Source organism: Candidatus Hydrogenedentota bacterium (genome assembly GCA_019637335.1).
In the GTDB taxonomy this organism is placed as follows: domain Bacteria; phylum Hydrogenedentota; class Hydrogenedentia; order Hydrogenedentales; family JAEUWI01; genus JAEUWI01.
In genome coordinates this window covers 15,463-42,440 of record JAHBVV010000019.1, presented here as the reverse complement: position 1 = coordinate 42,440, position 26,978 = coordinate 15,463, and the positions used below count along the sequence as shown (strand labels likewise).

General features: G+C 65.1%; 25 protein-coding genes and 1 pseudogene. 10 read left to right on the top strand and 16 right to left on the bottom strand.

Annotation, left to right across the window (positions count from 1 at the left end):
* Positions 1-5: 5 nt before the first annotated feature.
* The 4 genes and pseudogenes from KF886_18175 to KF886_18160 form a co-directional block, all read right to left on the bottom strand.
* On the bottom strand, positions 6-368 hold the full coding sequence (locus tag KF886_18175; GenBank protein MBX3179286.1) for a hypothetical protein: 363 nt from the start codon (positions 366-368) through the stop codon (positions 6-8).
* Positions 368-2,284: a RecQ family ATP-dependent DNA helicase gene (locus tag KF886_18170; GenBank protein ID MBX3179285.1), complete on the bottom strand. Its 1,917-nt coding sequence runs from the start codon at positions 2,282-2,284 to the stop codon at positions 368-370. The genes KF886_18175 and KF886_18170 overlap by 1 nt, the downstream gene beginning before the upstream one ends.
* 436 nt (positions 2,285-2,720) lie before the next feature.
* Positions 2,721-3,072 (bottom strand): annotated as a pseudogene (locus KF886_18165) (DUF86 domain-containing protein).
* Positions 3,062-3,361, bottom strand: a complete 300-nt coding sequence (locus KF886_18160) for a nucleotidyltransferase family protein (GenBank protein MBX3179284.1) — start codon at positions 3,359-3,361, stop codon at positions 3,062-3,064. The pseudogene KF886_18165 and the gene KF886_18160 overlap by 11 nt, the downstream one beginning before the upstream one ends.
* 114 nt (positions 3,362-3,475) lie before the next feature.
* On the opposite strand from KF886_18160, the gene KF886_18155 reads away from it, so the two are divergent.
* On the top strand, positions 3,476-4,513 hold the full coding sequence (locus KF886_18155; protein MBX3179283.1) for a ThuA domain-containing protein: 1,038 nt from the start codon (positions 3,476-3,478) through the stop codon (positions 4,511-4,513).
* Between the two features lie 79 nt (positions 4,514-4,592).
* Here KF886_18155 and KF886_18150 read toward each other — a convergent pair whose 3' ends face one another.
* The 3 genes from KF886_18150 to KF886_18140 all read right to left on the bottom strand — a co-directional run bounded on the left by KF886_18150 (position 4,593) and on the right by KF886_18140 (position 7,822).
* Positions 4,593-5,243, bottom strand: coding sequence for a YdeI/OmpD-associated family protein (locus KF886_18150; GenBank protein ID MBX3179282.1), 651 nt, complete (start codon positions 5,241-5,243; stop codon positions 4,593-4,595).
* A 365-nt stretch (positions 5,244-5,608) separates the two neighbouring features.
* Entirely contained in the window at positions 5,609-6,943 is a 1,335-nt protein-coding gene (locus KF886_18145) for a hypothetical protein (GenBank protein ID MBX3179281.1), read from the bottom strand.
* 111 nt (positions 6,944-7,054) lie between these two features.
* Positions 7,055-7,822: an HIRAN domain-containing protein gene (locus tag KF886_18140; protein ID MBX3179280.1), complete on the bottom strand. Its 768-nt coding sequence runs from the start codon at positions 7,820-7,822 to the stop codon at positions 7,055-7,057.
* A 274-nt stretch (positions 7,823-8,096) separates the two neighbouring features.
* Between KF886_18140 and KF886_18135 the strand changes: the two genes are divergently transcribed.
* The 9 genes from KF886_18135 (at position 8,097) to KF886_18095 (ending at position 15,892) form a co-directional block, all read left to right on the top strand.
* Entirely contained in the window at positions 8,097-8,945 is an 849-nt protein-coding gene (locus KF886_18135; GenBank protein MBX3179279.1) for a glycosyltransferase, read from the top strand.
* Positions 8,938-9,780, top strand: a complete 843-nt coding sequence (locus KF886_18130; protein MBX3179278.1) for a polysaccharide deacetylase family protein — start codon at positions 8,938-8,940, stop codon at positions 9,778-9,780. Before KF886_18135 ends, KF886_18130 begins: the two co-directional genes overlap by 8 nt.
* Positions 9,781-10,050: 270 nt before the next feature.
* A complete protein-coding gene (gene fliM / locus KF886_18125) occupies positions 10,051-11,028 on the top strand; it encodes a flagellar motor switch protein FliM (GenBank protein ID MBX3179277.1) in 978 nt (325 codons plus the stop codon).
* A 9-nt stretch (positions 11,029-11,037) separates the two neighbouring features.
* Entirely contained in the window at positions 11,038-11,982 is a 945-nt protein-coding gene (gene fliN, locus KF886_18120; protein ID MBX3179276.1) for a flagellar motor switch protein FliN, read from the top strand.
* Complete coding sequence (locus tag KF886_18115; protein ID MBX3179275.1) at positions 11,979-12,737, top strand: FliA/WhiG family RNA polymerase sigma factor; 759 nt, start codon at positions 11,979-11,981, stop codon at positions 12,735-12,737. Before fliN ends, KF886_18115 begins: the two co-directional genes overlap by 4 nt.
* A gap of 22 nt (positions 12,738-12,759) precedes the next feature.
* The gene (locus KF886_18110; GenBank protein ID MBX3179274.1) at positions 12,760-13,104 is read left to right on the top strand and encodes a hypothetical protein; all 345 of its coding nucleotides are present in this window, start codon (positions 12,760-12,762) and stop codon (positions 13,102-13,104) included.
* A 58-nt stretch (positions 13,105-13,162) separates the two neighbouring features.
* A complete protein-coding gene (locus KF886_18105; GenBank protein MBX3179273.1) occupies positions 13,163-14,338 on the top strand; it encodes a hypothetical protein in 1,176 nt (391 codons plus the stop codon).
* Between the two features lie 37 nt (positions 14,339-14,375).
* A complete protein-coding gene (locus KF886_18100) occupies positions 14,376-15,617 on the top strand; it encodes a flagellar hook-length control protein FliK (GenBank protein MBX3179272.1) in 1,242 nt (413 codons plus the stop codon).
* On the top strand, positions 15,614-15,892 hold the full coding sequence (locus tag KF886_18095) for an EscU/YscU/HrcU family type III secretion system export apparatus switch protein (GenBank protein MBX3179271.1): 279 nt from the start codon (positions 15,614-15,616) through the stop codon (positions 15,890-15,892). Before KF886_18100 ends, KF886_18095 begins: the two co-directional genes overlap by 4 nt.
* Before the next feature lie 2 nt (positions 15,893-15,894).
* Here KF886_18095 and arsB read toward each other — a convergent pair whose 3' ends face one another.
* The 9 genes from arsB to KF886_18050 all read right to left on the bottom strand — a co-directional run bounded on the left by arsB (position 15,895) and on the right by KF886_18050 (position 26,774).
* Complete coding sequence (gene arsB, locus KF886_18090) at positions 15,895-17,091, bottom strand: ACR3 family arsenite efflux transporter (GenBank protein ID MBX3179270.1); 1,197 nt, start codon at positions 17,089-17,091, stop codon at positions 15,895-15,897.
* 536 nt (positions 17,092-17,627) lie between these two features.
* A complete protein-coding gene (locus tag KF886_18085; GenBank protein MBX3179269.1) occupies positions 17,628-17,894 on the bottom strand; it encodes a hypothetical protein in 267 nt (88 codons plus the stop codon).
* 184 nt (positions 17,895-18,078) lie between these two features.
* A complete protein-coding gene (arsM, locus tag KF886_18080; protein MBX3179268.1) occupies positions 18,079-18,957 on the bottom strand; it encodes an arsenite methyltransferase in 879 nt (292 codons plus the stop codon).
* Positions 18,958-18,959: 2 nt separating this feature from the next.
* A complete protein-coding gene (locus KF886_18075; GenBank protein ID MBX3179267.1) occupies positions 18,960-19,406 on the bottom strand; it encodes an arsenate reductase ArsC in 447 nt (148 codons plus the stop codon).
* Positions 19,390-19,755, bottom strand: coding sequence for a helix-turn-helix transcriptional regulator (locus KF886_18070; protein MBX3179266.1), 366 nt, complete (start codon positions 19,753-19,755; stop codon positions 19,390-19,392). Before KF886_18070 ends, KF886_18075 begins: the two co-directional genes overlap by 17 nt.
* A gap of 490 nt (positions 19,756-20,245) precedes the next feature.
* The gene (locus KF886_18065; protein MBX3179265.1) at positions 20,246-21,643 is read right to left on the bottom strand and encodes a sigma-54-dependent Fis family transcriptional regulator; all 1,398 of its coding nucleotides are present in this window, start codon (positions 21,641-21,643) and stop codon (positions 20,246-20,248) included.
* A 9-nt stretch (positions 21,644-21,652) separates the two neighbouring features.
* Positions 21,653-22,801, bottom strand: coding sequence for a PAS domain S-box protein (locus KF886_18060; protein ID MBX3179264.1), 1,149 nt, complete (start codon positions 22,799-22,801; stop codon positions 21,653-21,655).
* 44 nt (positions 22,802-22,845) lie between these two features.
* Positions 22,846-23,286, bottom strand: coding sequence for a hypothetical protein (locus tag KF886_18055; protein MBX3179263.1), 441 nt, complete (start codon positions 23,284-23,286; stop codon positions 22,846-22,848).
* 5 nt (positions 23,287-23,291) lie between these two features.
* The gene (locus tag KF886_18050; protein ID MBX3179262.1) at positions 23,292-26,774 is read right to left on the bottom strand and encodes a tetratricopeptide repeat protein; all 3,483 of its coding nucleotides are present in this window, start codon (positions 26,772-26,774) and stop codon (positions 23,292-23,294) included.
* Positions 26,775-26,978 lie beyond the last annotated feature (204 nt).

The window sequence follows — 26,978 nt, the reverse complement described above, 5'->3', positions numbered from 1 at the left end:
TGGCGCTATCTCAGTTGGTTTTGCGGCTCCGCTATGCGGGGCCGCTTCTTTTGCAAGCCCTGTGGACGGGGGTGGACAGCATGGACCGGGTGGACGCGCGCCATAATGGCTCGATCCATTCCGTCCACCTCGTCCACCTCGTCCACCTCGTCCACCTCGTCCACCTCGTCCACCTCGTCCACCTCGTCCACCTCGTCCACCTCGTCCACCTCGTCCACTCCGTCCACTCCGTCCACTCCGTCCACTCCGTCCACTCCGTCCAGTCCGTCCACCTCGTCCACTCCGTCCACTCCGTCCACTCCGTCCACGCCGTCCACGCCGTCCACTCCGTCCACTCCGTCCACGCTGTCCCCAGCGCGCCCCAGCATCAGCCCCCGAGCCCCTCCACGAAATCGAGCACGTCCCGAAACGGCGCGTGCTCGTAGACGCCGAAGAGGGTGTCCTTGTGCAGCTTCGCGCGGGTGGCCCGGGGGGAGCTGATGCCGCAGAGGAAGCGGGCGACCTGCCTCGGGCTGGCCAGGGCATCGCGCCGCTGCGCCAGGAGCGCGCGCACACGGGCCTCGTCCTCCCCATTGAATTGCGCGGCGGGCAGATCGGGCAGGGGATCGCGGGGGACGCCTTTGCACCGGTCGCAGTGGCCGCAGTCGCCGCGCTCCTCGCCGAAGTGGGCGAGCAGGCGGCGCGTGAGACAACCGGCGCCTGCCGCGTAGTCGAGCACCTGGCGCGTCCGCGCGATATCGTTCCCCTCGCGCTGCTGGAAGCGCTGGTTGAGGGATTCGATGAGTGCCTCCAGATCGTCGGGCTCGCGTAACCTGCGGTAGCCCTGGCGCAGTCCCGCCACCTGCACGATGAGGTCGCCCCGCTCTTCCAGGAAGGTGAGCGCGGCAACGATACGGTCGCGCGGCTCGCCAATGGTCTCGGCGACGCGGGCGATGTCGAGCGTGAACCATTTCGGGCCCTTCTTCGCGAAGCGGAAGATCTTTTTGAGGAATTCCGAGCGTTCGCCGCTGACCTGCGCGAAGATCTCCGCGGATGGGCGCTGCGGCTGGAACTTGTACTCCGTGTAGAAGGGACCCGTGGACGCGATGAGGCCATCGAGCTCAAGGTAGGTGATGAGGGTGCGCACGACGAGCGGGCGCGCGTCGAACTCGTGGGACAGGTCGTACTCGGAGATGTCGAAGGATTCGCCCGCGCCGCACAAATGCCGCGCGAGACCCGCCACGGCGTCGGGCTCCGGGGTGTCGCCGTAGGAGAAGTTGTCCAGCACGGTGGCGTCGGCGGGGCAGGCCAGCATTTCGCAGACCGACGTGCGCCCGTCGCGCCCGGCGCGGCCGATCTCCTGGCTGTAACTTTCGAGGCTCTTGGGGAGGTTGTAGTGGTACACGTAGCGGATATTGGACTTGTCCACGCCCATGCCGAAGGCGATGGTGGCCACGATAATGCTGTTCTCCGAGGCCATGAAGCGGTCCTGGATAGCCGTGCGGTCCTCGGGCTTCAGGCCGGCGTGGTAGGCGGTCGCGTCGAGCCCGTGGCGCGCGAGGAATTCCGCGACGGCCTCGGCGGTCTTCTGGAGCGTGACGTAGACGATGGCGGGGCCGGGGGGACGCCGCTGAATCCGCTCCAGCAGGGACGCGTCCCGCTCGCGGGCGGTGCACGGGACCACGCTGAGCTTCAGGTTGGGCCGGTAGAAGCCGGTGTGTACTTCGTCCTCCTTCGCGATATCGAAAGCGGCCCGCACGTCGTCCGCGACGGCGGGTGTGGCGGTGGCGGTGAGCGCCAGGACACGCTCGACCCGCAACTCCTTTGCGAGGCGCGCAATCTTGAGGTAGTCCGGGCGGAAATTGTGGCCCCATTCCGAAATGCAGTGGGCCTCGTCGATGGCGAGGAGCGCGATATTGCGGCGGGCGATGGATTTGAGGAAGCGCTCGTTGCCGAGGCGCTCGGGGGCGATGTACAGGAGCTTCAGCGCGCCGGAATTCAGATCGTCGAAGAGCTTGAGGTTTTCCTCGCGGGTCAGGGTGGAATCCAGGCGCGCGGCGGGCACGCCGTGGCGGTTGAGAAAGTCGAGCTGGTCCTTCATGAGGGCGATGAGGGGCGAGATGACGAGCGTGAGGCCGTCGAGCAGGAGCGCGGGGAGCTGATAGCACATGCTCTTGCCGCCGCCGGTGGGGAAGATGGCGAGGACGGACTTACCGTCGAGCAGGCGTGCGATGGCCGGTTCCTGGCCGTCGAGGAAGGCCTCGAAGCCGAAATGTTGCTGGAGGTGCTGGTGGAGATTGGACATGGCGCTGCCGCTTCACTGTTCGTGGATATTGCTCTCGGGACTCGCCGGTGCGCGAGCACGGAAACAGGATACCGCATAGCGGGCGGCAATGGCGAGGGGAGAATGGGGCCAATTGGTCGATTGGAGACGTGCACGCGTTGCTGGTTTCGAACATAGGGCCGATTGGTCCGATACGATCGATACGTCTCATTTTCGAAATTCTTTAGTCGTCTGAAGTAGTCACCCTCGTCGCACCCAACGGTGGCGGCTTTCGGTGATCGAAAACCGTCATCCCCACGAAAGTGGGGATCCAGAGATCATGCAACGTTAACCTCGCAAACCCTCTGGATTCCCGCCTTCGCGGGAATGACGAATACATCCAGTGCAAGTAAGGCATCTCGTATCAGCGAACGCCTTACTTCATACGGCTAAAGTATTACTCATTTTCCAGGAATTGCTATTCGGCCTGAAACTCGGCGATAAGCGCCTCCAGTATTTCAATCAACTTCGGGAGTTCAATCTTAGCCGTCGACCAGACCACATCCAGGTCAATGTCAAAATAGGCATGGACGATCCGATTGCGCATCGCAATGATCTTGCGCCAAGGCAACTGGGGATGCGTCTCCCTGAAGCCGACATCCATTCGGGCCGCCGCCTCCCCCGATTACTTCAATACAACGAACCAGCCCGTGCTGGAGCAGGCGGTTATTGTCCAATGCGGGCCGTTCGAGCGTCTCAACATAGCCGTGCGCCTCGCGAGCCGCATCCAGCATGTGCCCCAATAGCAATTGCGTGGAGCTACGCGACATATTGTACCTGTGCTTCGCGAAGCACTTCGTCGCGGAAGTAATGGCTCAGGTCAGCCGCTGAGCGTATATCCGCCTTGCGCCCCAGAATCGCAGACAATTCCTCCTCCATCCCCGCAAGGGCGATGAACCCGGGTACGTGCTCTGGAGCGTATTCCACCAGCACATCCACATCACTGTTCTCCGTGAAATCGTCTCGAAGGACAGATCCGAAAAAAGCCAGACGCCGGAGGTGATGCCGCTGGCAGAATTCGGCTATGGATGCCTCATCGATCTGCAAATTCGCTACCATTCGCAAGTCCTCATTTTAACCCCCTCCATTTTAGCACAAGTCCCGGTGCTCCATTTTTTGCTTCCGCCCGCCATCCCCATTATAGTCATCGCAACCGCAACCGGAGCCAACGCCATGCCCATCGTCCAACGCATTCTCCTCTCCCTCGCCCTACCAGTGCTGCTCGCCCTCACGGCCCGCGCCGAATACCCATCCCATGTGACTTACGAAGGTTCAGGCGGCGTCGGCGAGGGGAAGCACATTGTCTATATCGCCTCGGACCACGAATACCGAAGCGAGGAGGCGCTTCCCGCGCTGGCGCGGATCATGGCCCGGCACTACGGCTTCCGGTGCACGGTGATCTTCGGGACGAACCCGGAGGATGGGACCATCCTGCCGGGGAGCAGCCACCTGGAAGGGCTGGAGATCCTGAAGGAGGCGGACCTGATGGTCATCTTCATGCGCTTCATCAGTATGCCGGACGAGGAGATGCAGCATTTCGCCGATTACGTCGATCGCGGCGGCCCCATCGTCGCGCTGCGGACGTCGACGCACGCGTTCAAGATCGAGCCGGACCGAAAGTTTTACCCCTACGACTACCGCTACCCGGGCGAGGAGTTCCACATGGGCTTCGGACGGCAGGTGCTGGGCGAGACGTGGGTCACGCACTACGGCAAGAACCACGAGCAGAGCTCCATCATCGGCATCCAGCCCGACAACAGCGAGCACCCCATCCTGCGCGGCGTCACCGACATGCACACCCAGGCCGGCGGCTACACCGCCAACCCTCTTGCCCCCGCCACCATCATCGCGCGCGGCATCATACTCAACGGCATGGAAAAGGACGCGCCGGTCGACAGCACGAAGACGCTCATGCCGGTGGCGTGGACCCGCGACTACGAAAGCAAGTCCGGCAAGTCCGCACGCGTCTTCACCACCACCCAGGGCGCCTCGCAGGACATCGTGAGCGACGGGTTCCGGCGGATGCTCGTCAACGCGCAGCTCTGGGCCGCGGGCCTGGAAGACGCGATCACGCCCGACGGCGAAATCGGGTTCGTGGGGCCGTACAACCCGACGAAGTTCAGCTTCACCAGCTTCCGGCGGGGCGTCCGGCCGGCGGACATCGCGGGATGGGACACGCCGATTTGGAACGCGGATGCGCCGCTGGAGTGAGGGGGAGTGTGTGACGCGTTAGGCGCGAGGTTCAATATGATGATAACTCGGCCGCTGTCGCCCGCCTGGGCGGATTGGGCTACCGCGCGCGCTGCTTGTAGTGGTCGTGCAGGCCGATGCCCTCGAAGATCTGGGGCATGCACTTCTCGATTCGCGAGGCGCGGGTTTTGGATTGTTTTGGCGCGACGAAATGGAGGAGGTAGCCGCGCTGGCGGCCGGGCGTGAGCGCGTCGAAGGCGGCCTTGAAGGCGGGGTCCTGGTCGAATTGTTCCTGGAGCTCTTCGGGTATCGGGAGCGCGCCGTCCTTTTCCAGATCCACCTTGAGCCCGGCCTTCTCGGCCTCAATCGCCGCGCCGATGACGCGTTTCAGGGCCGATTTCCTCGCCTCAATTTCACGGACGTCGCGGAAGCGTATGACGCGCATGGCGCGGGAGTTCTCGCCGGGTTTTTCAAGGATTCCGGCGGGGTCGTCCAGGAGGGAGCCCTTGAAGAAGCCCAGCGTGCAGGACTCCTTGAGCGCGCCGAGCATGGCGACGTTGTTGTTTTCCCAGGTGTAGCAGGGGGCGCCCCACTTGCGCTCCTCGGCCAGGCCGCATTCGAGCAGAATGGCGCGCAGGCGGACCAGTTCGTCGGTCCATTGGTGGACTTTGCACTGGGGCGTGCCGCCGAGGGGACAGCGCCCGCAGCCGTTGTCGAGGTAGTCGTCCACCTTGGGATTGGGTTGGTTCATGGGCCTGCTCCGAAATTTAAAAAGAAGCGACGGGTGCCACCCTCAAGCGGGCCGCCTCAAGCGGCCATCAGCTTGTGGGTGACGGGAGGCGTCAATCCGTATCTCTGCGTTTTCTTTCTCGAACCCCCGCCAAAAGCGGTCACGACTTGAGGGTACGGGACTTCCGTTGATCGCCAACAGTCAGAAGCGGCATTCATCCTTAATGGGTGACGAAACGCGTCATGAGCGGCTGCTCCGAATTCATTGCTCGCTGCCTGAGTTGTCTAATGTACATGAAATCTTCAAGACGCACAATGCTGCCTCATTGCCGAGAAGCTATTGAGAGGCGGGTGGGACTGTCGGTTTGCTCGAATCGCGACTGGTGACTACATTGCCCGAGCATATTGGGCTCGGCGCAGGCTGGACTTCAGTCCCTCTGGCGCAATCTCTCCCTCGATGAGGGTTCCTTCTGGAGAGAACAGGAAGAAGGCCGAAGAACGAACACCGAAAGTCGTCGCAAGCCGGAGCGAGTCTTCCTCGGAGACGAACTTCAGAGGCCAATCTGGTTTTTTGCCGCGCAATTGGTGGTGCGCCGGCGCCCATTGACCGTCCATCGTGATGACGAACACTTCGGGTATGTTGTTGCGGCGGGCCCGACTTTTCTCCAAGGCCTTCAATATCTTGGGAACGACGCCGTGTATATCGTCGTGAGGCCACCAGAGGCAGAGGAGCAGGTAACCGTCCTTGCCGGATGGGATTTCCAGCGGGTCGCCTTTGTGGTTGCGCACCGGGATGGCCGGCAAGGGTTCGCCGGGCTTCAGGGGGAAGTGCAACAATAGTGGCAGATCGCCCAGGTCCAACTCGACCGGTGCGTCGCCATTGTCGGATGATGGCACCTCAACAATCCCCTCATACTCCCCGAAGGGTCGCGCGGTCCCGCCGCCGGGCGCGTGATCCAATTGCGCGCACAACTTGTAACGCCCAGGCTGAACATTGGATGCGCTGAAATGTCCCTGTTCATCCACGGCGATGTGGTACATGCGCTGCAGGCGCTCAAGCCACCGCAATCCCTCTTCGGAGGCCTGAAACTCTTTCCACCAGGCGTCACGCTCCTCGGGCGGGACATCGTCGGGAATCTCCGGGAGTTCGGCCTTGCTCGATAAGAATGCGCAATGGGAATTCACGCTATTGAAAGTCCGGCCGGTGTCACGGGGGTCTACGAATCGGCCGCGGAGAATCGTGGCGGCGACACCGAGCGTGACATACGTTGTTTCATTGGCCCGGACGCTCACGGTTCGCTCTTGATCCGCCTCAATTTTGGATTCGAGCGAAATATTCACCAGACCGAAGAGCCAGGATTTTCGTAACAATCCGCCGTGGGCGCGCCCGAGATTGGCCTTGCCTTCCGGGATGCGTTCAAAGGCGAACTTTCCTTCGTCTTCGGTCATGGTGTATTCGGACCACATGATGAAACTTTGACCGACATCCTCGCGTGGTACGCCCGTGATGAACGAGAGCCAGCGCGGGGAGCTACTGCATTCGCGGGAGAGCGAGCAGGCCACCGGGGTTCCTGGCGGCGCAGGCTTGCCGTCGATGAGAAGAACGCCCTCGATGCGGCCAGTCCTTCCGCCCGGCGCGCGGAAGCGCATGAAAAGGAAGTAGCCGACAATGGCGATGAGCGCCGCAGCCACGGCCAGCGTGCCGAATATCCAGATCCACATGACCCTGCCCTCCTGATGGGTGACATGATAGTCCGCTGGCTCTCGCGCCGCAAATCCGCCAACGACCACGAACAAATGCCAACGCACGTATAGCGCGATAACGCAATCTGTCTACGTGGCTGCCACCGCCGCAGTCACCATCTGGAAAGCCTCCGTGTCAAACGGGCGGAACCCTTCAGGCCAATGCGCCGATAATTCGCAACGAAATCGGAACTGCAGCGGCGCATCCGAGTTAACCTGCGCGAGTACGACGATGGCTTCCTGGTCTTCGCGCACGATCTTCATGAAATCCGTGCAGAGAAAGCGCGGGCAGTAGCCAACCAGGGCAATGGGGCTTTCCGTACGCAACGCCAGGCCGTCGGGATCCCGGGCGTTCTGGATGTCCCGCATCAGGAACAGCCGCGTACCCGCCGCCTGTTCGCCGATAACGGCCTGCGCCGCTTGCGGCAAGTGCCGAACCCCATGCGCGAAGAATGACATGCGGTAGTAACCGTCCACCGGCCTCGGCACCGGGTACAACTGGATGTTGTCCGTCGCGCGCGCCGCCCCGGAGCGGCCCAGCTCCTCCAGGGGCGTCAGTTCACCGGGTGCGCCAAGCAGCCAGCGCGTGTAATCGGCGTATTCCGGGCGCGACCGGGGCATGACGCGGTTCTGGAAGAGTGGAAAAAGCTTGCGCGAGCGGTAGTCAGCCTCCAGGTCTTTCATCACGCCGAATGGAAGAAATGCGCCTGCTGCGTGGGCTTCGACGGCTCCCCGAGTGTACTGAAAATGATACAGTTCGCCATCAAACGACAACCGGCCAACCGGGAACCAGCGGCGGGATTGCGGGTCCTGATGTACGACCACCAATTCATCAAACTCTTCGGTGTGTCGTGTCATCGCAAGGACCCCATTCGTTTCTTGTTTTCTGCCAGCGCATCGGGCGTCCCGCCAAGGGGACAGCGCCCGCAGCCGTTGGCGAGGTAATCGTCCACCTTGGGATTGGGTTGGTTCATGGGCCTGCTCCGGGTGTTGCCCGCTGCCTGAGTCGGCTAATGTACATGAAACAATTCGTGGGTACAATGCCGCGGCATTGGCGAGCGGTGCAGCACAGCCTGGCTTCGGACCTCGCTCCCCTTTTCTCGGTTCCGGCCCGTGACGTATACTCCCGCCCATGAACGCGCCCGCCGACACCCCCCGCATTTCCATCGTCATCCCCTCGCTGGACGGCCATCGCAACGGCGCGGTTCCCAGACTCCTCGAAAGCATCCGGCGCCAGACCTTCACCAGCCATGAAACCCTCCTGATCACGGGCGTCGCCCCCCAGGGCCGCGCGATCAACCAGGGCGCCGCCCGGGCCCGAGGCGACATACTCGTGATCCTGGACGACGACAGCCTGCTGGCCGACGCCGATGTCTTCGCGCGCCTCGTGGCGGCCCTCGATGCGGACGAACAGATCGGCCTCGCCGGGGCCAGCATCGTGCCCCACCCGGACGCGAGCCCCTTCCAAAAGCGCGCGGCGCGCCAGTTTCCCCGATTCCACACGCCCGCCGTCCGCGAGATTACCGACAGCGATCTCGCCTGCCACGGCTGCTGCGCCATTCCCCGCCGGGTTTTCCACGAGGTCGGCGGCGAGCGGGAAGATATCCTCCGCGGCCTCGACCCCGACCTCCGCGCGCGCCTCCGCGCCGCCGGCTACCGCGTGGTGCTCGCGCCCGGCGCCACCATCCACCACCCCCTACCCCCCAACTGGCGCGGCCTGCTCCGCGTCTTCTTCCGAAATGGCTACGGCTCCGCATACGCCTGGAAGTTCCAGCCGGACAGCGTCGTGGAGACCCATGAATCCCTCCACGACCGGGACTTCCAGCCGCGCACGTCCCTTCCCTACCGGCTCGCCCGCTTTCCCCTGCGGCTCCTGTGGGCGTTCGCGCGCTTTCAGTTCATCCGCTTCGGCGCCTATTGCGGCTATGCGGCCGGCTACGCCTGGGGGCTCCTCACCGCGCGGGAGCGACCGCGTGAGTAGCGCGCGAGCCGCCAAAACCCGGCTCAAGCGCGCCGCGCGCGCCGCCGCCGCCGCCCTGGGGCCTTCTTTCCCCGGCGCCCCGGCGGCCGCACGCATTCTCACGTACCACAGCATCGGGTACCGCGCCCACGAAATGAACGTAACCCCGGAAGCCTTCGCCGATCAGATGGCCTGGCTCGCGAGCCACACCAATGTCATCCCCCTGGCGGAAGCCGCAACCGGCGGCGGGGGCGTCGCGCTCACCTTCGACGACGGCTATCAGGACAATTTCATCCACGCGCTCCCCATCTTGGAGCGATACGGTTTTCCCGCGACCATCTTCGTCGTGTCCGGATGCCTGGGCGCCGCGCTGCCGGGCGATCTGGATTCGCAAACCGGCCGAATTCTCTCGCCCGAAGAGATCCAGACCCTGCGCCAGCGCGGGATCGCAATCGGTGGCCATACGCGGACCCACCCCCGGCTTTCCGCATTGTCGCCCGGGGCCCAGTCCGCCGAAATCGGCGGTTGCAAGGCCGATCTTGAAGCCGTGCTCGGCGAGACCATCGATGCCTTCGCCTATCCCTACGGATCCGCGCTGGATTACGACGCCAGCTCCCGCGAAACGGCTATTCGCGCCGGGTTCTCGGTGATCTGCTCCAACCGCTACGGCCCCGTTTACCCCGAAGACGCCCCCTTGGACCTCCGGCGAATCTGGATCGATTCGACCGATACCCTCGCCTCGTTTGAAGCCAAGGTGAGCGGACGCCTGGACCTCCTGCGAATCCAGGACAGCGCCTGGGGCATTCGCGCGCGCCGCCTGCTCAACACCGTCCTGGCGGCAACCGCCCGAAAATAAAATCGCGAGCCGGCGCCGCCTGGCCCGGCCCGCAACCGCGACGCCAGCACGCCGCCGCTGAATCTTGGGATAGGGAAAAGATTCTACAGGGAACAACGCACCTGCGGGACTGGGGGTTGACGTAACCCCACGGCCAGGCCACCCCGGTGCGTATCTAGCTCAAATTAAATGTCTTATCACCCCCGTTCCGGTTGCGCGACCCCGGCCCCTGTGCTATACTCGCCTCAATTTCCACCAGGGCGCAACCGCGATCGGGATTGAAGGGTTAGCATGGCCGATATTCTCAGCCAGGATGAAGTCGATCTCCTCCTGGGCGCCGTGTCCGAGGGGGACATCGGCGAGGCCGAGGAAGAGGCGCAACCGGATCTTCATCTCAGTGTTTACGATTTCCGCCGCCCGGAGCGCGTCTCCAAGGAACAGCTCAAGGGCCTGCAGAGCCTTTTCGAGGCCTTTTCCCGCGAAATCAGCATCATCTTCCCCCCCTTTCTCCGCACCGTCGTGCGCGTCGATCTGACCTCCATCGACCAGCTCACCTACGACGAGTTCATCCTCTCGGTGGCGCGGCCCACGGCCCTCTCGATTATCGACATGTCCCCCCTGGAGGGCACCGCGGTCATCGAAATGAGCCCCTCCATGGTCTTTCCCATCGTCGACCGCGTCCTCGGCGGCAAGGGCCTCACCCTCCCCGAGCCGCGGGAGCTTACCGAAATCGAGAACCGTATCATCCAGCGCATCGTGATGATGATCCTCGACAGCCTGCGCCGCTCGTGGGAACAGCTGATAGAGTTTCGCCTGAGCGTCCTTCAGCAGGAGAGCGACCCGCTGATTGTTCAGATCGTCGCCGGGAGCGAAATGGTGATTCTGGTCGGCTATGAGGTGCACATCGGCGAAACCGTCGGCACCATGAACTTCTGCATTCCGCTCGTAGTCCTCAACCCGATTCTCGACCAGATCTCGCAGCAGGTGCACTACTCGCGCCGGCAGAGCGACGAAATGACCGCGATCACGCAGAAGGCCATCTTGCGCACCCTCTTGCGAAGCAAGGTTTCCGTCGAGGCCATTCTCGGGCGCGCGCGCATGTCCGTTCAGGACGTCGCCAGCCTGAGCGTGGGCGACGTTATCCAGCTCGACACGTCGCCGCGCCGGCCGCTCGTGGTTGAGCTGGGGGGCCGCCCGAAGTTTCTCGCGCAGCCCGGGCGGCGGCGCGAAACGACGGCGCTGCAGGTACTGGACTTCTACCAGGAGTAATGGACGGGCATGAATGAAATCGCTGCACGAATCGCCGGTGAGGCGCTGCTCAAGGGAGCCTTCGAGGTCTTTGACGCGATGCTCAGCACGGCCTTCGATCACCGGATCGACGATCCCGTCCCCCTCTCGGAGGAATCCGCCGCCGCGCTGCTTACGGAGTTCGGCGTCACCATGCAGGCACAGATCCAGAACGAGCTCGGGGCCATCGCCCTCCTCTTCACCGTAAACGACGCCGCACAGTTCGCCGCCATGATACAGGAGACCGAGTTCACGGGCGCATCCGTTCTCAGCGAAGAGGACCGCGCCGTGCTCCAGGAAATCGCCGACCCCGCCCTCAGCGGCGGCGTCGCGAGCCTCCTCCAGCGTATCGGCGCGCCCGTCGAACCCGTCGACGACGCAGCCGTAAACGAACGCGGCCCGGACGGCGCGCCCGCCCTCGCCGCGTTGCTGGAAACCGGCGCCTGCGCCGCCCGCTTCCACTTCAGCGACCCGTCGGGCATCGCGGGCGAAGGGGCCATCCTCTTCAGCGCGCCCCTGATCGATCGCGTGCCGGATGACATGCTCGTTTCGCCGACCGCGCGCGAGAGCGAATTCTCGGCGGAAGCGGAGTTGAGCCCCGAGGAAATGAGCGATATCCTGAGCGGATTCGGGGCCGCCGCCACCGATTCCACTATCCCCAGCGAGCCCGCCTACCACGGCAACCTGGACATGGTGCTCGATATCGGACTTGTGGCCACCGCGCGCCTGGGGCATGTCGAAATGCCCATCGGCGAAATCCTCAACCTGGGGCCCGGCTCGATCATAGAAGTCGGCCACCTCGTGGACGAGCCGGTGGACCTGCTGGTGAACGGAAAACTCATCGCCCGGGGCGATGTCGTCGTGGTGGATGAAAAATTCGGGCTGCGCATCACCGAAATCGTCAGTACCCGCGCGCGGATCGAGAGCCTGCGTTGACAGATACCGAAGAAAAAGATCTCTGGCGCCGCTTCAAGGAATCGGCCGACTCCGCCGCCCGCGACGCCCTGATCCTGCACCACATGCGGATCGTCAAATTCATCGCCGGGCGCATGGCGATCCATGTGCCCAGCAACGTCGAAATGGACGACCTCGTGGGCTGGGGATGCATGGGCCTGATGGACGCCGTCGAGAAATATGACCACACGCAGGACATCAAGTTCTCGACCTACGCCTCCATTCGCATTCGCGGGGCCATCATCGACCAGATCCGATCGCTGGACTGGGCCCCGCGCTCGCTCCGCACCATGGCCCGAAAAGTCGGGGCCGCACGCGAAAAACTCCGCCACGCCGAGGGCCGCGAACCCAGCCTCGACGCGATCGCCGGCGAAATCGGGGCCACCGCCGAGCAAGTGGAAGACACCGTCGCCCAGCTCCAGACCGCCCAGATTCTCTCGCTCGACGACTACCTGCCGTCCGAAGACAGCGCCGAAACGCGGAAGCTCGAACTCATCGGGAACCCCGCCGCGCCCCATCCCGCGAGCGCGGCCGAGCACCAGGAGCGCAAGGAGCGGCTGGTGCGCGCGATACTCGATCTTCCCGACCAGCAGCAAAAAGTGTTAAACTTGTACTATTATGAAGAACTTACGCTGAAGGAGATTGGCGCGGTGCTCGACGTTTCCGAGTCCCGCATCTGCCAGATCCACAGCGCGGCCATGAAGCGGCTCCGGAAGGCGGTTAACGAAGACGACTGACCGCACCGCCCGGGAGGTTTCCATGCCCCAGCCCATCGATCCGCACACCGAAATCGGGCGCGCAACCGCGGCCGAGCGCATACAGCAGATTGCCGAGCGGGCGTCGCTCGCGGCCCAGGCGCGCGTATCCGCCGAGGCCGCCGAAGCCCGGGTCAGCGCCGAATCCCAGGTGCGCCAGGCCATGCAGAAGAACGAAGAAGTCGAACGGGAACTAAAGCGCCGCCCCCCCTTCGCCGGGCGGCGGCGGAGCCAGGGACGGCGGCCCGATGCCCCGGAAGAGGAACGGAGCCGGCATTTCTACGACGCCGCGGAGAAAGATGTCGTCGCGGATGCGCCGGAAGGGCGGACACTCGATATAGAGATTTGACAGGCGCGCGGTTGAACCCCGCGCCCCGGCGCGCGGCGCCGCGCTGACAGGCGGGAGCATGTACGAAATCATCGAACAAAACCAGGGCGCTTTCATCGTCTTCTTTTTCACCCTGGCGCTCGCGTGCCTGGCCGTCGCCGCCTATTTCGCCTATCTCGTCCGGCACACGGAGCGAAAAGCCGACCAGCGGCTGAAGCAGGCCCGTGCGGACATCACGGATATGACCATTCTCTTCCAGACCATGCGCGACATCATCGGGCAGCAGAAATCCCTGGCGAAGGACTTCAACGAAGAACTCGAACACAAGATGGAGCAGGTCAAACATATCCTCCACCAGGGTATGGAAAAAAACAAGCAGCTTTACGAAAAACAGCAGCGCATCACGGCGGAACTGGAAGAGGCCCAGGCACGGATCGACGGAATCTACCGCCAGCTGGCCCGCGCACAGGCCCCCGCCCCGGCAGGCCCGGCCCCCAACGGCGCAAAGGCCCCGGAACCCGCAACCGCGCCGCCGCGTAAGCCCGCACCAGCCCTCGCAAACTTGAGCGGCGCCGCAACCCTGCCCCCACGCGCCGAACCGGCTGTGCAACCCGCACGACCCGCCCAGACGCCCGCCGCCGCGCTGCCGCGCACAAGCGATGCCCTGGTGCGCGAGCCCCTGGTGCGCGAGGACCCGCGCGATCTGCCCGCGACGCCGCGCGATCCCGATCCGCTGCCCGCCCGCGCCGCCGCCCCGGCCCGGGATCGCGCTCAAAGCCTCACCCCCGAGGAGGCCGAACGCTTGCGAGATACCGGCGTCACGCGCGCCCCCTTCACCTCCTGGATCGCCGAGGATCTCCTCCCGCCGGAACCCGCAATCGAGGAAAAACAACCGCCGCCGCGCCCAGCCCCCCCCGCGCCGGCGCCACCCGATCCCGCGGATGCCGGCCCGGGCAATGGGGACGCCGCGCGCGAGGCCTTCCGGGCCCTCCTCAACATGCCCGCCCAATCGCCAGCAAGCCCGGACATCGACCGCCCGCTCGACTTCGTGCCCGGAGACAGCGCGTCCCGCGATACGCACCCCGCGCCGCCCGAAAGCCAGGATCACCTCAGCATTCCGCTGCAACAGCGGGTCCTGGAATACAGTGAAGCCGGGATGACCGTGGCGCAAGTTTCGCGCGAGCTGGGCATCGGAAAGGGCGAAGTCCGGCTCATGCTCAGCCTGGCCCGGCAGCAGTCGCCCCCGCGCGCATGATCTCCCGGCGCCCCCCGGACGCGGGCGGACACGGCCCATGCTGACCGGCGGCCACCTGCCGGCCCCGGTTTTCGTAACCCCGGCGCCCCCCCACGCCGCACTCTACACCGGCCAGACCCACAGCGCCCTGATCCGGCTCCTCGACGGCGCCCTCGTCGCCCACACCGGCCCGCTCTCCATCCCGATCCCGCCGGATAGCGGTTTGCGCGAAGGACAGCGCGTCATCCTCACCGTGCGCGCCGCCGCCAACGGCGTACAGATCGAAATCCGCCCCGTCGCGCCCCACGCCGCGCCAACCGCAACCGCAACCAGCGCACAGGCCACCGCCGCGACCTCACCAGGAGCCGCCCCCGCCGCCACCACCCTGAGCGGCGCCATCCAGCCCGTGCTGGAGGCCCTCGGCAGAACCGACCTGGCGCCGCGCATTCCCGCCGTGCTCCCGCCCGCGCTCCCCGCGACAGCCCAGGCCATCGAGCCGGTCGTCCGCGCGCTGCTGGCGGACCGGGGCGCCGCGCAGGCCCTGGGACAGTTCCAGCAGGTGTTGGCCGCCCTCCAGCCGGAAGGCGTGCTCCCCCCGGACCTCGCCGCATCGGTGACGCGCTGGCTCGGCCTCGACTCGGATCGCCCCGCGGCCTGGCGCGCGCTGCTCGATCAGGCCCGCGCCGAACACCACGCCGCCGCGCGAATCGCCCGCGCGATCGCGAGCCCCGCCGCGCGCGCGGAACTCGCCGCCTTGCGGGATTCCGCCGCGTCGCTGGCCCAGCGCCTGCTCGATGACCCCGCGTTTCGCGCCCTCGCCACCGAACGCGGACAGCTACAGAATTTTCAAGAAGCGGCAAACCGCCTCGCCGAACACACCCGCGGGGCCGACCTGCAAAACCTCCGCAGCCTCGATCAACCCTACCAGTTCCTTTCGCTCCCCGTGCGGGAATCCGGCGGATTCTTCCGCGCCGACCTCCACCTCTTCGGCGAAGGCGGAGCGCAAGGGCGGGGCCGGCGCGGGCAGCCCGCCCAGGCCATCCTGGATCTCGATACCACCCGCCTCGGGCCCCTCTGGGTCGCCCTGCGCGCCGCCGGAACGCATTGCGCCTGTCACATTCGCGCGGCTGACCCCGGCGTCGCCGCCCACCTGGCGGAATCCGCGCCCGCCCTCCGGGAAGCCCTCGCCACGGCGGGCTACCCGGATGCGGACGTCACCGTGGAAGCCGGGGACGGAGACCGCATCGAGGCGCTCATACACCTGCTCGCGCCCTACCAGAAACTGGACCTCGAAGGATGAAGGAACCCCGCGAAAACCTCCCGAAAGCCGTCGCCCTCCGCTACAACGCCGGCGAGGACGACGCCCCCCGCGTCATCGCCAAGGGCCAGGGAAAAATCGCCGATCGCATCCTCGAAATCGCCCGCGCCGAAGGCATCCACATCGAGCAGGACCCCGACCTCGTCGGCCTCCTCGCCAAACTCGATCTCAACAGCCCCGTCCCCGAAGAGCTTTACCAGGCCGTCGCCGAAGTCCTCGCCTTCGTCTACCGTATGAACCGAAACTACGGGCGCTGAACTCAATCTCCGCCCGGACCGAAGGCCCCCCGCGTGCGCAGACAGAAACGTACGAGCATCAGCATCAACGGCACTTCAATAAGCACCCCCACCACCGTCGCCAGTGCGGCCCCGCTCGAAAGCCCGAAAAGCATCACAGCGGTCGCTATCGCGACTTCAAAGTGGTTCGACGCGCCAATCATGGCGGCCGGCGCGGCGTCTTCGTAACGCAGCTTAAGCGTCCATGCCAGAAAATAGCCCAGCGCGAAAATGGCCACAGTCTGGATGAAAAGCGGGATCGCAATCCAGAGGATCGTCAGCGGGTTTTCAAGGATCACTTCACCCTTGAAAGAAAAAAGCAGCACAAGCGTCACCAGGAGCGCCACAATGGTGATCGGCGTCAGCACGTGCAGGAATTTCTCCTTGAACCACGCCTCCCCCTTCGCCGCGATGATCCAGCGGCGGCTGAAGTACCCCGCAACCAGCGGCAGCGCGACATACGCCCCAATCGAAAGCAGCAGCGCCTGCCACGGAACCGGAAGCCGCCCCACGCCCAGCAGAAAACCGCCCAGCACGCCGTAGAGCACCAGCATGGTCAGCGAGTTGATGGCCACCATGACCAGGGTCAGCCCGTCATTGCCGCGCGAGAGGAAACCCCAAACCAGCACCATCGCCGTGCAGGGCGCAATGCCGAGCAGAATACAGCCCGCCAGGTAGCTGCGCCACAGCGGGACCTGTAGCATCTTCGCCCCCTCGTGCAGCACGACCACGCCCGAACCGTACTCCGCCCCGACCGGCAGGTCAAGCCCGAACGGCATCTTCACCAGATCCGTGGCGTCTTCGCCGATGAACCCGCGAAACAGCACCCCGAGAAACAGCGCGGCGATGCCGTACATCGTAAACGGCTTGATGCCCCAGTTGATGAACAACGTGAGCAGCACGGGCTTGCCGGATTTCCCCGCCCGCACCACGCTGGCGAAGTCAATCTTCACCATGATCGGGTACATCATGAAAAACAGGCAGACCGCAATCGGAATCGAGACGACCGGCGCGCCATTCACGTTGATAGACAGACCGTCAAGCGTCGAGGCGACACCCGGCGCCACCTTCCCCAGCACAATCCCGCCGGCAATGCACAGCCCCACCCATACGGTCAGGTAACGTTCAAAAATACCCATGGCCTGGCCCGTGCTCGGGGCCGGTACGGTGGAGCAACCCATCGATCTTACCTTTCAAAAAATTTCTGCGGCCCGGCGTAAGCCGCCACGATCCGTCTCAACAACAGGTTTCCCGCCGAAATGACAGCCCCCGTGGATCCACGGACACCGAGATCATTCAACATGCGCCAACGTCGCTTGGGCTTCCAGCCTGAGACAACGCGTGCTTTGTGTCTGAACGACCCGTTGACGCCATCACCGCAGTCCCGGAATCCCGAGCCTGAAACACCTGTTCTTCATTCGTACTACTATCCGTCAATTTTTTTAGCAGGATTTCCAAACACGCCACAGCACAAGTCATTGATGAAAAACGGTTTATCGGCATGATAGCCAGGACGCTGTATTCGGTCTTTCCACTCGCGATCACACCAGGCTGCGCTGGCCCTTCGGGAAGAAGATGCCCCTCAGGCCAGTCGCCATCACAGAATTTCTCTGTGTTCTATGCGCTCTTTGTGGCTCCAAATCCAGTCCCCCGCCCGCCGTGACTGTGCATCACGCCCACACCAGCTTCTTTGCGTATTTGCGCCTTCGCGTGAATATCAATCCTTCTCCAACTTCTTTCCTTCGTGGTCTTCGTGCCCTTCGTGGTGATCATTTCTTTGGTTGCGGCCAGAAGCCGCCCGCCCACCGATCAACCCCGCTACAATTCCGATGCTGAACAATCCAAACAGGCTGCCTTGGAAACAGCACGCAGCCGCCTGCACACCCCAACGACCGAAATCATTTTCTATCCGTGTCATCAGTGCAATCCGTGGGCACAATTCTTTATCGCCGCCCGCGGCTGCTCCCGATGCATTCGTGTGCATTGGTGTTCATTCGTGGTTAAGAATGCGCTCTAGATCATCCACCCAATCCCTCTGCGTACAAGAAATCACCCTATGCGCTCTCTGCGTTCTCTGCGGTCAAAGCTTCGTCTCTCCTTCGCTTCGTGGTCTTCGCGCCCTTCGTGGTGATCATTTCTTTGGTTGCGGCCCCGCGGCCCCCCATCGCTCAGCAGCAACCCGGCCCGCAGCACGCTTCCGCGCCGCCCGGCTTCACCGCGCTCACACCGAGGCTCACCACAAAATCGCTCGCCTTCGCGCCTTCCGGCAGGTGCGCCATCATCTCGCGGTAGGAGAAATCCTGCACCGAATCCATCATCGCGTCCACATACGCGCTCTTCGGATCCAGCGCAATGCGCTCCAGCCCAGCCGCCTCCGCCATCCGCGCCGTCTCCGCCACGGTCACCGCGCCCGCAATGCACCCGATCAGAGCCTCGGCCATGGCCACCACCTCCGCGGGCAGCGGTTTCAGCAGCGCGATGTCGCTCACGGCCACGCGCCCGCCGGGCTTGAGCACGCGCGCGATCTCGCGCCACACCTGGGGCTTGTCCGGCGACAGATTAATAACGCAATTGGAGATAACCACATCCACCGATTCATCCGGAAGCGGCAGGTGCTCGATTTCGCCCAGCCGGAACTCCACGTTGTCCAGGCCCGTCCGCTCGCGATAGCCGGCGATGTTCTTCCGCGCGCGATCCAGCATCGCCGGCGTCATGTCCACGCCGATCGCCCGGCCGCCGGGCCCCACCTTGCGGCCCGCGATAAACACGTCAAAGCCGCCGCCGCTGCCCAGGTCGAGCACCACCTCGCCCGCCTTCAATGCCGCCAGCGCCGTCGGGTTCCCGCAGGAAAGGCCCAGGTTGGCGCCCTCCGGCAGCGCGCTCAAATCCTCCAGGTCATAGCCCACCGCCGCCGCCAGCTCCGTCGCGGCATCCGCCGTTACGCCGCCGCAGCAGTTCGTCGCCGGGCCGCAGCACGATCCGCCGCCCTCGGCAATCGCGCCATAACCCGCGCGGACCGTCTCTCGAATCGCTTGCGCATCACTCATGTTCAGATCTCCTCAAAAGCCTGGGGCAGGCCCGCTACGTACGCCTTGATTTCATCCCGCACACGCCGGTACGGCGCAAGCAGTTCCGCTTCCGTCTTCGCGTCCTTCGCCAGCTTCGGCGGATCGTCAAACCCGGCATGCACCACCCGCGCGCCCGCCGGAAACACCGGACACGTCTCGTGCGCGTGGCCGCAAACCGTCACCACATAATCGAACGAAACATGCTTCAATTCGTCCAGGTGCTGGCTCTGGTGACCCGAAATGTCCACCCCCGCCTCCGCCATCACCCGCACCGCATTCGGATTCAGCCCGTGCGTCTCAATGCCCGCGGAATACGCCTCGATTTCGTTGCCCTTCAGCGCCCGCGCCCAACCCTCCGCCATCTGGCTGCGGCACGAATTCCCCGTGCAGAGAAACAGCACCTTCAGTTTTTCAGCAGCATCCGCCATGTTCGTCTCCATCGTTTCCCGGCGAAATCCCGCACAACAGCGCGCCATCGCCGCATACCGCCGGATTCCCCTGGCAACAATCTTCCATCAGATACGCCAGCAACAGACGCACCTGCTCGAACTCCACGCGATACCACAGCGACCGCCCGTCCCGGCGACACGTAATCAGCCCCGCATGACAAAGGTGCTTCAGATGAAACGAAAGCGTCGGCCCCGGAACATCCAGCGCGCCCGCAATGTCGCCCGCCGTCATACCGCCGTGACCCGCCCGCACCAGCAGCCGAAACACCGCCAGCCGCGTCTCCTGCGCCAGACTCTGCAGCGCGCCTATCGCATCCATAGTTTCCATATTTCTAAATATATCAAAATATCGGCCAAAAAGCAAACAACCAACCCTACACCACACCAGCGGCGCAACAGGAGGTCAGGCATCCCTGCCTGACCCAACACAACCCCCGGATTCCACACGCTCCCCAACCCTTCCCAATCCACCCAACCCCACCACACACCAGCGACGCAACAGGAGGTTAGGCATCCCTGCCTGACCCAACACAACCCCCGGATTCCACACGCTCCCCAACCCTTCCCAATCCACCCAAACCCCACCGACACCCGTGCCACGCGATCGCGCCCCAGGCGCGTTCGTGTGCCCGGAGCAACAACCACCCCACATCCAGCCCCACCACCCTGAACGAGCGATCACCCCCAACCCAAGCCACCCCAACCCCACCGACACCCGCGCTACGCGATCGCCCCCCAGGATCGCGAGCATTCCTGCCCACGGCAACGACCGCACCCAACCTCACAACACCAACCCCCAATTCAGATCCTCATTCGCGTCAATTCGCGTCCATTCGCGGTTCAATCCCGGCGTCCTGATACTCCTTCAGCTTGTTCCGCAACGTCCGGACGCTGATCCCCAACAATTCCGACGCGCGCGTCCGGTTCTGATCGCAATGCTCCAGCGTCTTGAAGATCAAGGCGCGCTCCATCTCCGCCACCGTCGTCCCCGGAGCCAACCCGCCGCCATTCTCCCGCCCCCCGGCCAGCAGCCCCGCCGTATTAAACTGAAAATCGTCCGGCGTGAGCCACTCCCCCCGCGCCAGCACCACCGCCCGCTCAATCGCGTTCTGCAATTCACGCACATTCCCCGGCCACGCATACGCCAGCAGCGCGTCGCGCGCCGCCTCTGTAAAGCCCTGGATCCGGCGCCCGTTCTCCCGGTTGAAAACCTGCAGAAAATGCTCGGCCAGGCGCGGGACGTCCTCCCGGCGCTCCCGCAACGGCGGCAATTCAATCGTGATCACATTGAGCCGGAAAAACAGGTCCTCCCGGAACTTCCCCTCGCGCACCGCCGCCTCCAGATCGCGGTTGGACGTCGCGACGATGCGGGTGTCCACCGGGATCGTCCGCGTGCCGCCCACGCGCTCGATTTCCCGCTCCTGCAGCGCGCGCAACAATTTCGCCTGCAACTCCACGTTGATCTCGCTCACCTCGTCGAGCAGCAGCGTCCCGCCATCCGCCAGTTCAAAACGCCCGATCTTCCGGTCGTGCGCCCCGGTAAACGCGCCCTTCTCGTGACCGAAAAGCTCGCTTTCCAGGATCCCCGCCGACAGCGCCGCACAGTTCACCTTCACAAAAGGCTTCTCCGCGCGCCCGCCCCCGTGGTGGATCGCTCGGGCGACAAGCTCCTTGCCCGTGCCGCTCGCGCCGCGAATCAGGATGGTTGCGCGGCTGTTGGCGACTTTGCCGATTTCGTCATGCACCCGGCGCATGCCCTGGCTGTTCCCCACCATCGCCGCCGCATGGTACCGAACGTTCAGCTCCTCCCGGAGGTACTGGTTCTCTCGCGCCAGCCGCTGGTGCTCCAGCGCCCGGCTTACCGCCACTTCGAGCACGTCGGGCGTGAACGGTTTCAGAATGTAATCCGCCGCCCCGCCCTTGAGCGCGCTGATGGCGGTTTCGATCGTGCCGTACGCCGTCATCACGATAACCCGCGACTGCGTCTTACGCTCCTCGATCGCCTGAAGCACCTGAAGCCCGTCCATCGGGGTCATCTTCAAATCCGTCACCACCACGTCGTGCTGGTGCGCGTCAAACAGCGCCACGCCGTCCGCGCCATTCGAGGCCGTGTCGACGGTGTAGCCCGCCCGAACCAGGGCCTCTTCGACGTATTCACGCATCAACGACTCGTCGTCAATCACCAGCAACCGGTATTTCGCCTTGGGAGTGTCCATCCGGCGATCTTACTCCGCGCGGGGCAGCTGGATCACGATCCGGGTTCCCGTTCCCGGCGCGCTGTCCGCCGTGATGGCCCCGCCATGCCCGTCCACGATCTTCTGCGACACCGCCATCCCCAGGCCCGTCCCCTTCTCCTTCGTCGTGAAAAACGGCGAAAATACCTGCTGGAGCGCCGCCTCGTCCATGCCGCATCCATTGTCCTGTACCGAAAGGTACACCGCCGTCTCGTCCGCGTCCGCGCTGATCCGGATCTCGCCCCGCCCCTCAATGCTCTGCACCGCGTTCAGCAGAATGTTCATCAAAACCTGGCGGATCCGGTCCGCGTCCGCCAGCACCCGCAAGTCCGGATCGACTTCAGTGAAGATCGTGATTCGCGCCGGATCGTATTCCATATAGCGCATCGCCGCGTGGGCGATCGCCGCGCAGGACGCCGGGGCGAGCTTCAACTCCACGGGACGCGTGTATTCCAGCAGTCCGCTGACCACTTTCTCCAGGCTGCCGACGCCCGCGAGGATTTTCTGGACCAATCGATGTCGGGGATCGTCCTCCGGTGTATCCTGCGCCAAAAACGATGCAAAACCGCGAATTCCGCCGAGAGGGTTTCGGATCTCGTGCGCCACCGTCGCCGCCATCTCGCCGATCGCCGCAAGCCGATCAATCTGACGCACCTGCTCCCGGAGCGCGCTCAATTCGCTCAAATCCTGGAAGGTCTTCACATACCCCAGCCGGTGTCCGTCCCGATCCGCTATAACGGAATCCTTCTCACTCACGGGAACCCGCCTCCCACTTCGGGAAATGAGCTCCATCGCGCCCGGCATGCTGGGCGCGTGAAACGAACGCCCGAAAACCTCCCGAAACGGGCGACCGACCACCTCATCCGCCTCAAAACCGAGTACAACCCGGGCCGCCCGGTTGTACCGGGTGATGTGCTCCGCCATGTCCACCGCAATCACCCCATCGGTGATACTCTCCAGCAGATTTGACAGATAATCGGTGGTCAGGGCCAGCTGGAGGTTCTTGGTGGCGAGTTCCTGGTCGAGATTGGTGACGCGCTGCTGCAAGTGGCGGTAGGCCTCTTCCATGCTGGCTGTCGTTCGCGTGAAGAGGTCCAGCGCCTGCGCAAGCGCCTCTACGTCGGTTTGTGGAGGTTTCATCGGGTGCTCTTGTCGTTGTCGCGTCCATACGCCAAGCCACGCATTCAGGCGTCGGTGTCCAGAAAGCCCGGCGGCTCCAGGTTAGGCGGTGTGTAAATAGTGACAGAGCGGCGGCCCCGCCGCAAGTCGGCCTGCGCCTCACGATTTCTGTCGCGCAGCGCCGCCACCACGGTTTCAGCCCGCGCATACCCCGCCTGAACCCGCCCCAGAAGTTCCTCGGAGACGCTCGAAAGCCGCGCGATCTCCTCGCGCGCGCCGGGTGGAACGTCCGCGCCCCGCGCCCACTCGCTGGCGAGTCCGGCGTATTCGCGGGCGAGTTCGTTTGACTCGCGGGCGCGGACCTCCTGCTGGGCCAGGTGGGCCTCCACATCCGCCGCGTCGCCGGCATGGCAAAACGCGTCCAGTTCCGCCAGCACCCCCTCGCTCCACGCGATCTGGCGCCCGAGAAAATCGGTCACGCGGTGGTGCAGCGAAAACGTGGGCACGGCGTCTAGCCCGCCGCCACGGAGACGCCCCGCTGGCGCTGTTCGAGGCGCGCCGCGGTCGCCTTGACCGCCGCCTCACCGGCCCAGGGCGAATCGGACGCCGCAATCGCCTCGTACAGGGGCAGGCAACCGGCGTAATCGGCCAGGCGAAGCAGCGCATTGGCCCGCTGGTAGCGCGCCCATTCCGGCGTGGACCGCATGCCCGAGACCCGCTCGCCGCGATCAACACCCGCTTCCTCCGCCAGGGCATACGCGAACACCGCGGTCCGGTAGTCTTCCCGGTCGTACAGATAGTCCCCCCACGCAATCGCGGCGTCGATGAGATACGGCGCATCGGCGGGGCGCTGTTCGACCCCGGCCTTCAGATCCATCACCATGCGCCGCGCGGCTGCCGCCCGGCCCGTCCGCAGGTAGGTGTCGAGCAGTTTCTGGTCGGCCTCGCGCGTCCGGGCGGCGGGGTAATTGAAGAAGGCGGCTTCCATCTTTTCGAGCCCGCGTTGCGGGGCGACCGCAAGCAGGGCCTCGCCCTCGCGCATGAGCAGGTCAAAGGCGGTTCGCTCCTTGAGGCGGGCCAGGTCGATCCGCGAAATCGCGGCCTGCGCGCGCTCCAGTTCGCCCGCCCTCATGAGATCCAGCGCGGCCCGCGCGACCACCTCGGGTTCCTCCGACAATTGCGCGACCTCGCCCGCAAGCGCGGTTATATGATCCGAAAGCCCGAGCTCCTGGTAAATCCCCAGCAGCGACTGCACCGCCGGCAGGTGGTGTTCGGTGCCGCGGGTCGCCGCCTGCAGCGATTTCAAGTCCGCGATGGCCCCTTCCACCGCCCCCTCGGCGTAACGCAACTCGGCCGCTTCGATCCCGCCCTGAATGGAAGCCGGCGATCCGCCGTAGTACGTCTTCAGGCGGCCGTAGGCCGCCGCCGCCTCGCGGGGCATATTGGCCGTGCGGTAGTAGCGGGCCGCCGCAAGCAGCAGGTTCGGGTCGCCGGCCCCCGCCCGATCCGCCGCAACAAACGCAATTGCGGCTGGCAGCGCGTTGCCCGTCAGCCCCTCGAACTCGCCCTGGTTGCGCAGCACCTCCGGAGCATTCGGGTACTCCAGCGCCGCGCGGCGCGCCGTGCGCAGGGCGCGCTCCCGATCTCCAAGCGCCTCGAGAACCTGCGTGTACTCCACGTACGCGCGCGGCGTGACCGGGCCCGGCTCAAAGAGGTTCAGCAAGTCCGCCAGCGTATCGCGGGCCTCATTCAACTGGCCCGACGCCCGGTAGGCCTGCGCCAGCAGGAGGTACACCTCGTCGTTGCCCTCGGTCGTCGTCGTCGTCTCCAGGCGCCGCGTCAGGTGCAAGATCGCCTGGCCGTATTGCCCCGCTTCGAACGCGAGCCGCGCCAGGCGGAGATACGCCTGGGCCCCCAGCCGAGAGTTCGGTTCCGACTCCGCCATGCGCACATAGGTCGCCCGCGCGTCCGCCATGTTGCCCGCACGAACATTCGTGTCGGCAATGGTCAGCATCGCGTCCCCCGCGTGGGGCGACCCGGGAAAGCGCCGCAGCAGATCCCGCGCGAATATCGCCGCGTCGAGCGTCTGATTGTTCTCCAGCGCCAGCCGTGCGGCGTCGCGCAGGATGCCGTCCATCCCCGGACCCGTGCTGTATTCCTGAATAATCCGCCGGTAGATGTCGAGGGCCTTGTACGGCAGCTCGGGCGTGTACAGGCGGGCCTCCCAGGCCAGGGCCTCGGGCGCGCGCGCATGGTTGGGAAGTTGCTCGACCACCGCCTCGATCTGGGCGACCATGGTGTCGAACGGCGGCGTGCCATACGCGCCGCGAAAGCCGCGGTATCGCGCTTCGAGCAGCAGGTACTGCCCGTCCGCGCGCAGCGCGCTGGGAAGCGCCCGCGACAGCGGCCCCTCAAGCTCCTCGATCGCGGCCGCGAAATCACCCCGCGCCATCTCTTCCCGCGCGCGCTCGATGACCACTTCCAGCGCTTGAATGGCCGACGGGCCCGGACCGCGCGGCACAAACTCGCGGTGGGACCAGAGAAACGCGCCCGTCCCCGCCGCCGCGATGAGGCCCGCGAGCAGGCTGGCCGCCAGGCGCAACGGGTGACGCCGGACAAACGGAATAATCACGCCGGGCTTCCGGAAGCGCCGCGTGCGGGCCGCAACGGCCGCGCCGTCCAGAACCGTTTCCGGCGGAACAGCGCCAGCGGAAGCCTCCGGCGCGGGCATCTCCGGCGCCGCGCCCTCGGAAGCCGGCCGCTTCCAGTCCGGGCGCCGGGACTCTTCAATCAGCCGGTCCAGATCGCTGGGCGACAGCAGATCCGCGTCCGGGCTAGACGCCGTCGCGGCCGCGGCAAGATTCTCGGAGCCGATGGCGCTCTCGGATCCGCTCCCCCCTTCCACTGGCGCTTCGGCCTGCGCGCTTGCGATCAGCGCGTCGATCATGTCCTGAGATATTTCGACCCCCGCACCGAGATCGTCCGCAACGTCCGGCGGGGACGCATCCCCCGGCAATCCAGCATCCGCGTCAAACCCGGACGCCTCCAGCGCGCTCTCGCCGGCCTCGCCGCCAAACGGGCCGCCCATCGGGCCGTCTACCCCCTCCGGCGCAAGGGATTCATCCCCGCCGGAAGCCGACAGCAATGAGTCGATGCTGGACTGATCGAGAATGTCCTCGGCCCCGGTCGAGGCGGCGCTGTCCGCCGGCAACACCGAATCCAGATAGCTGTCCAGATCGTCCTCGGGCTCCGCCTCCGGCCCGGCGTCGCCCGCGCCCGGCGCCAGACTGGACACCGCGCTGTCGAGCAATTGTTCGAGGTCCAAGGCCGATACGGATTCCGGCGGCGCCCCGGCGCTTTCGGGCAGCGCGCCCTTACCCGTGGCGGCGGCCAGCAGCGATTCGAGTTCTTCTTGAGATAGCGTATCCTCGCCGGCCCCGGCTTCCCTCGCCGGGGAAAGCGCTTCGGTTTCAAGTGCGGGCGCAACCGGCGGCGCGGCGGCATCCGCGGGCGCCGGCGGAGACGACGCGGACGGGGCGCGCTCCGCATCCGCATCCATGTCCGCCAGCCTACCGGCCTCCGGATCCGCGGGCGCACGCCCGGCGGGGGGCGTATCGAGGCCGGCACGCTCCGCCTCCAATGCCCCGCCCTCTTGATCGGGCGCCAGCAAGCGATCCAGGACTTCGGTCGGCATTGGAGCAGCGACGCCCCCTGCGTCCATCATCCCCTCGTCGGAACTCGACGCCCCGGCCGGCTCTTCCGCCTGATCGTCGCCACCGAGAAAATCCGATGGCGCTGAACCCTGGGAACCGGCTGGAAGGACCCCGAAATCCGGGTCAACCGGAGCCAGGGGCGTATCATCATCGACGTGGTAAGCCGGTAGCAGCGGCGCATCGTCCAATAGCGACGAGCCGCTTCCCGCCTCGGCGGCTTCCAACTCCCGCAGCAATTCCGGATCGAGCGGAGACGGGTTCTGATCGGTTGGTTCGTTCATTAAGCTGTCCGAAGGGTATTCTGCCGTTGGCCCGGCCATTCCGGCCACGCCATCCAGGCCAGCCCGCGCTAAACCACCGCGCGCCGGGCGCTTACCAACAATCCCCGAAATGTTTGCTGTGCCGCAGAGACAACAACTGCATTCTAACACGCGGTCCGGCAGGCCGCAATTTCGAGCGATGCGGGCGCCGCAAATCCGGGGCCG